This is a genomic window from Yersinia sp. 1252 StPb PI (assembly GCF_048593885.1).
GTDB classification, from domain to species: domain Bacteria; phylum Pseudomonadota; class Gammaproteobacteria; order Enterobacterales; family Enterobacteriaceae; genus Yersinia; species Yersinia enterocolitica_E.
In genome coordinates, this window is the sequence record NZ_JAZGQE010000234.1 from 1 (window position 1) to 5950 (window position 5950).

Below are 5950 nucleotides of genomic sequence, written 5' to 3' on the forward strand. Positions count from 1 at the left end.
GCCCTTAGGACATCAAATGTTTTTAAAAACCCTTTTAAAACAAAATACTAAATTAATCGATGCCGCTATATCATATTGGCAACAGGGGGAAATTTATCCAGACAGCTATGTTATTGACGTCGAACAAACTGAGGCCAATGCCCGTCTACTGGTTGAAACAGCCAGTCGGTACCAGATAAAACTGTATCTGATGAGTAAACAGTTCGGGCGTAACCCTGAACTATGCCGCCGTCTGCTGGCATGTGGTTTTCAGGGAATGGTTGCGGTTGATTTTAAGGAGGCGCGGCAGCTCTACCGCCATGCTATTCCTGTCGCCCATGTAGGTCATTTAGTGCAGCCGCCCTCAGCAATGGTCGAGGAGATAGTGCGCCAGCGGCCAGAGGTCATTACTGTTTTCTCGTTGGAGAAGGCAGTGGAGATATCACAGGCGGCGCATCGCCAACATATTATCCAACCCATAATGTTGAAGGTTTGCCAATCAGGAGATTTGCTCTATTCAGGGCAAGAAGCGGGATTCGAGTTACATCATTTACCGGCTGTCATTGCGGCTCTACGAGAGATGCCGGGCGTACGATTGGTTGGAATAACGCATTTCCCTTGCATGGTGTATGACCCCCAGTTGCGGCAAACTTTGCCAACAGCCAACATGCGAACTTTATTGACCGCACGGAATACCCTGCAAGCAGAAGGTGTCACCATTGAACAGCTAAATGCCCCATCAGCAACTAGTTGTACCACCCTCCCCGAGTTGGCCCAATTAGGGATAACACACAGCGAACCCGGCCATGCGCTCACCGGAACCATGCCCACCAATCAGCATGGCGACCAGCCAGAACAGATATCTATGCTATATCTGTCCGAGATTTCCCATCATTTTGCTGATAATAGCTATGTATTTGGCGGCGGTTATTATCGCCGTGGCCATTTGCAAAATGCGTTAATTTGGCACGATAACCAATTTAGCCAATCCTCAGTATTACCGATTGATAATGACAGTATCGATTATTGTCTGCGTCTGGCTGGCCAGTTCCCAGTTGGTAGTCCGGTTATTATGTGTTTCCGCTCCCAGATATTTGTAACTCGCAGTGATGTCGTCTTGATAGATGGCATTCAAAGTGGCACTCCCCGCATTCTTGGCTGCTATGACAGCCAGGGTAATAGGCTGGGTTAATCAATAAAAAAGCTATCAGACCAATACGTTAGTTTATTTAATGTATACCCATGATAGTCTTACACACTGACTTTCTTCGGAGCCTACCCGATGATCAATTCTAACGGATACACCTACGCGCACGAGCATCTCCACATTGATTTGTCTGGATTTAAAAATAATCTGGACTGTCGCCTCGATCAATATCAGCCGATCTGTGACGAAATGCGTGAACTGGTGAGTAAAGGGGTGCTGAACATCATCGAAGTGACCAACCGATACATGGGCCGTAACCCTCAGTTTTTATTGAATCTGATGCGTGACAGTGGCATAAATATCATCGCATCAACCGGTTATTACACTGACAGTTTTTACCCGCCGAGGGTGCGTGAAAGTAGCGCACAGCAATTGGCACAAACCATGATTGATGAGATCGAGACAGGTATTGATGGCACGGCACTAAAAGCGGGCGTCATTGCCGAGATAGGGACCAGCGAAGGGGTTATTACCCCTGATGAGGAGAAAGTGTTTCATGCCGCAGCACTGACTCATCATGCAACTGGCCTGCCCATCTCAACCCATACCAGTTTCAGTACCATGGGATTGCAGCAAATTGCACTACTCAAACAACATGGTGTACCGCTCGATCGCGTCGTTATCGGCCATTGTGACCTGAAAGAGCAAACTGATCTTATTGTGCAAATGATCGAGATGGGCGTGTATGTCCAATTCGACACCATAGGTAAAAATAGTTATTTCCCGGACCAACGCAGGGTCGCGATGTTAGTGGCGTTGGCTGAACGCGGGTTGCTGGACAGAGTCATGTTGTCGATGGATATCACCCGTCGCTCACATTTAAAAGCCAATGGCGGTAGCGGGTTTAGTTACTTAGTTGATTCGTTTGTTCCCATGTTACTGGCCGCAGGGATTTCCCACGCTCAGGTGGAAATGATGTTGCGCCACAATCCTAATAAATTTTTCGCCACGCAAGGAAAGTGATTATGAAGAAGATTGGCATTGCCGGGCTGCAACGAGAGTTAATACGCGAAATGATTGAGCAGACGGCACCTAATACCTTTGAGACATTTATTCTCTCGGACATGGATGCGGCTATCAAAGTGAAAGAAGGCCAATTGGACTATTATATCGGTGCCTGTAACACCGGTGCCGGAGCGGCATTATCAATGGCTATCGCGATTATTGGTTATAACAAAAGTGCCACTATCGCCAAGCCTGGAATCAAGGCGAAACCTGAGCAAATAGAGAAGTTGGTGACTGAGGGCAAAGTGGCATTTGGCTTATCCGTCGAACATATTGAACATGCAATCCCACTGCTGATTACACAGTTGCGCTAAAGGGGACACCACCGTGGATTATATTCATATTGTTGTGGTTGCTCTGCTGACAGGGATGACCGCGCTGCTTTCTCACCGTTCCGTTGCCGTGTTTCATGACGGTATCCGCCCTATTTTGCCACAGTTGGTTGAAGGGAATATGAGCCGCCGTGAAGCGGGGAGTATTGCTTTCGGTCTGAGTGTAGGTTTTATCGCCTCAGTCGGTATCTCATTTACCCTCTCGACCGGCTTACTTAATTCCTGGTTACTGTTTTTGCCGACTGACATCATTGGTGTGCTGGCAATCAATAGCTATCTGGCATTTGCTCTGGGTGCTGCGTGGGGTATTTTGGCCCTTACCAGCTTACCGGCAGTTAATACTGCGCTCACCTCATTACCAGTGAATTTTATCGGTTCTCTGGGGGAATTGAGTAGCCCGGTGATATCCGCCTTTGCCCTATTCCCATTGGTGGCTATTTTCTACCAATTTGGCTGGAAGACCGCGGTTATTTCCGCCTTTATCGTGCTGCTGACCCGTCTGCTGATTACCCGTTTCACCGGGCTATTCCCTGAATCAATTGAAATTTTTGTCGGTATGATTCTGCTTATCGGCATTGCCATTGCCCAAGACTTACGGGCAAAAACCCACCTGGGAGGTGGTGGCGGACACTCGGTATTTGAAGAGCGAACCCAGAGAATTATTAAGAACTTGCCGATGCTGGCGGTAGTGGGTGGATTAATTTCAGCCGTCGCCAGTATGAAGATTTTTGGTGGTAGCGAAGTATCAATTTATACACTGGCAAAAGCTTACGCGCCGGGTATCACGCCGGAAGAGTCATTGGCATTAATCCATCAGGCATCACTGGCTGAGTTTATGCGTGGCCTCGGATTTGTGCCGCTGATTGCTACTACGGCACTGGCGACCGGTGTTTATGCCGTTGCAGGTTTCACTTTCGTGTTTGTGGTCGGTTATCTGGTTCCAAACCCCTTACTGGCAGGGATAATCGGCGCGGTGGTGATATCACTGGAAGTGCTAATGCTGCGTTCCATCGGAAAATGGTTAGGCCGCTTCCCGTCAGTACGTAATGCGTCTGATAATATCCGTAACGCCATGAACTTGCTGATGGAATACGCGCTGTTAATCGGGGCAATTTTTGCGTCGATCAAGATGGCCGGTTATACCGGTTTCACTATCACTACCGCCTTATATTTCCTGAATGAAGCCATTGGTCGCCCGGTGATGAAGATTGCCGCACCAGTGGTGGCGGTGATTCTTGCCGGTATCGTGTTGAACCTGTTCTACTGGCTGGGGTTATTTGTTCCAGCATAAATCCTTGGTACTTGACGTTGCAGGGTTGCTGCGTAGAGAGTAAAAAAGCCCGTTCGTGGAAACGAAACGGGCTTTTTATTGATGACTTAAATATGCAGAATTTAAATCGCTTCTTCGTCTTGCTCACCGGTGCGGATACGCACCACACGAGAGACATCAAAGACAAAGATTTTGCCGTCGCCAATTTTACCTGTCTGAGCCGTTTGCATAATCGCTTCAACGCAGGTATCGACAATATCGTCAGCAACCACAATTTCTATTTTTACTTTTGGCAGGAAATCCACCATATACTCAGCGCCACGGTACAGTTCGGTATGCCCTTTCTGGCGACCAAAACCTTTTACTTCTGTCACTGTCATCCCGGTGATACCGACTTCAGCCAGTGCCTCACGGACATCATCCAGTTTGAATGGCTTAATAATCGCGTCAATTTTTTTCATGGTGAATCCCTGTTTTACCAATTCTTGCGGCCAAAGCCTGATGTAATCGGATAGCGTCTATCTTTACCAAAATTGCGGGCAGTAATACGTGGCCCGACAGCCGACTGACGCCGCTTATATTCATTGATATCTACCAGGCGAATGACCTTACGCACGATAGTTTCATCAAAACCGTCTGCGACCAAATCAGCCACCGACTTATCCTGCTCGACGTACCCTTCGAGAATAGCGTCCAAAATATCATAAGGTGGCAGACTGTCCTCATCTTTCTGATCAGGAGCCAGCTCAGCAGATGGCGGGCGAGTAATCACCCGCTGTGGAATCACATAAGAGACGGTATTACGGTATTCCGACAGTTTAAACACCAAGGTCTTTGGCACATCTTTCAACACATCAAAACCACCGGCCATATCACCGTACAGCGTGGCATAGCCCACCGCCATTTCACTTTTGTTACCGGTAGTTAATACAATACTGCGACGCTTGTTAGACAAGGCCATCAATACGACACCGCGGCAGCGTGCCTGTAGATTCTCTTCCGTGGTATCGCGCCCTGTACCGGCAAACATCGGTGCCAGTTGGCCCATAAAAGCATCAAACATCGGCTCGATGGACAGTACATCAAATTCAATACCGAGAATTTCAGCTTCTTCTTTAGCATCCGCAATACTGATATCTGAGGTGTAGCGGAATGGCATCATCAATGCCTGGACTTTATCTTTGCCCAGCGCATCAACTGCAATCGCCAGTGTCAGCGCCGAGTCAATCCCACCGGACAAGCCCAGCACCGCGCCATTAAACCCATTTTTGGTCACGTAATCACGCACCGCCAACACCAGCGCTTCATACACTTGCGCTAATGGCGGTAACTCTGCGACAGGGGCCGTCATAGGGACCACATTGCACTCATTCAATTGCAATAAGGTGGTCTGTTCCGCAAAAGCCGCCAAACGATGCGTCATATTACCCGCCGCATCGAATACCTTGGAGCAACCATCAAAAATCAGTTCATCCTGCCCACCAATCTGGTTGAGATAGACCAATGGCAACCCGGTACGCTGGCAATGTGCTGCCATCAGAGTTTTACGAATATACGGTTTTTCACGGTTATATGGCGAGGCATTGATCGACAATATCACCTCTGCACCGGCAGCTTTAGCGGCGTCTACCGGGCCATCGAACCATAAATCTTCACAGATAAGCAGCCCCAAACGATAACCGTTCAGCTCCACAACACAACTTTCATGACCGGCAGAGAAGTAACGTTTTTCGTCGAACACACCGTAGTTAGGCAATTGTTGTTTAAAATAGCGCCCTAGCAATTTGCCGTCAGCAAACAGGGACAATGCGTTATACAAGTTGCCCTCTTCGCGCCACGGATGCCCCACCAGTATCGCCGTATGCTGCGTTGCCGCCTGCAAACGATCCAGTTGCGCTTCACAACGTTGATAAAAATCATCACGATACAGCAGGTCTTCTGGCGGATAACCGGACAAAGCCAGCTCGGAGAACATAACCAGTGAGGCACCCGCCTTCTGCTGCTCATTTAAGGTTTGCAACATACGTTCAGTGTTGCCTTCAATATCGCCAACCAGCCAATTCAACTGGGCTAATGCAATGGAAAGTTTTCTGCTCATGGGTATTTAAACTCGGTTATCAGTGTGCCTGTAGCTAACATTTTATTGATAAATAATAT

The 5950-nt window shown here is 48.2% G+C and carries 6 protein-coding genes; 4 read left to right on the forward strand and 2 right to left on the reverse strand.

The features are described 5' to 3' along the window. Positions 1 to 16: 16 nt before the first annotated feature. From V2A85_RS21410 to V2A85_RS21425, 4 genes are all read left to right on the forward strand, one after another. Positions 17 to 1171, forward strand: a complete 1155-nt coding sequence (locus tag V2A85_RS21410; protein ID WP_372559684.1) for a YhfX family PLP-dependent enzyme — start codon at positions 17 to 19, stop codon at positions 1169 to 1171. A gap of 90 nt (positions 1172 to 1261) precedes the next feature. After that, positions 1262 to 2149, forward strand: a complete 888-nt coding sequence (locus V2A85_RS21415) for a phosphotriesterase-related protein (RefSeq protein ID WP_420072304.1) — start codon at positions 1262 to 1264, stop codon at positions 2147 to 2149. Positions 2150 to 2151: 2 nt separating this feature from the next. Continuing rightward, positions 2152 to 2505, forward strand: a complete 354-nt coding sequence (locus tag V2A85_RS21420) for a DUF2620 domain-containing protein (RefSeq protein WP_372559686.1) — start codon at positions 2152 to 2154, stop codon at positions 2503 to 2505. A 13-nt stretch (positions 2506 to 2518) separates the two neighbouring features. After that, entirely contained in the window at positions 2519 to 3814 is a 1296-nt protein-coding gene (locus V2A85_RS21425) for a YhfT family protein (RefSeq protein WP_083163153.1), read from the forward strand. 101 nt (positions 3815 to 3915) lie between these two features. Here the strand turns inward: V2A85_RS21425 and glnB are convergent, their stop codons facing one another. Together glnB and V2A85_RS21435 are read right to left on the reverse strand one after the other, a co-directional pair. Beyond that, positions 3916 to 4254 carry a nitrogen regulatory protein P-II gene (gene glnB / locus V2A85_RS21430; protein ID WP_002231018.1) on the reverse strand — a complete coding sequence of 113 codons (339 nt, stop codon included), beginning with the start codon at positions 4252 to 4254 and terminating at the stop codon, positions 3916 to 3918. Positions 4255 to 4268: 14 nt separating this feature from the next. Then, positions 4269 to 5891: an NAD+ synthase gene (locus V2A85_RS21435; RefSeq protein WP_420072305.1), complete on the reverse strand. Its 1623-nt coding sequence runs from the start codon at positions 5889 to 5891 to the stop codon at positions 4269 to 4271. Positions 5892 to 5950 lie beyond the last annotated feature (59 nt).

Coding starts and splice junctions, on each gene's coding strand:
- V2A85_RS21410 (WP_372559684.1), top strand. CDS start 17: ATGTTTTTAAAAACCCTTTTAAAACAAAATACTAAATTAATCGATGCC.
- V2A85_RS21435 (WP_420072305.1), bottom strand. CDS start 5,891: ATGAGCAGAAAACTTTCCATTGCATTAGCCCAGTTGAATTGGCTGGTT.
- glnB (WP_002231018.1), bottom strand. CDS start 4,254: ATGAAAAAAATTGACGCGATTATTAAGCCATTCAAACTGGATGATGTC.
- V2A85_RS21420 (WP_372559686.1), top strand. CDS start 2,152: ATGAAGAAGATTGGCATTGCCGGGCTGCAACGAGAGTTAATACGCGAA.
- V2A85_RS21415 (WP_420072304.1), top strand. CDS start 1,262: ATGATCAATTCTAACGGATACACCTACGCGCACGAGCATCTCCACATT.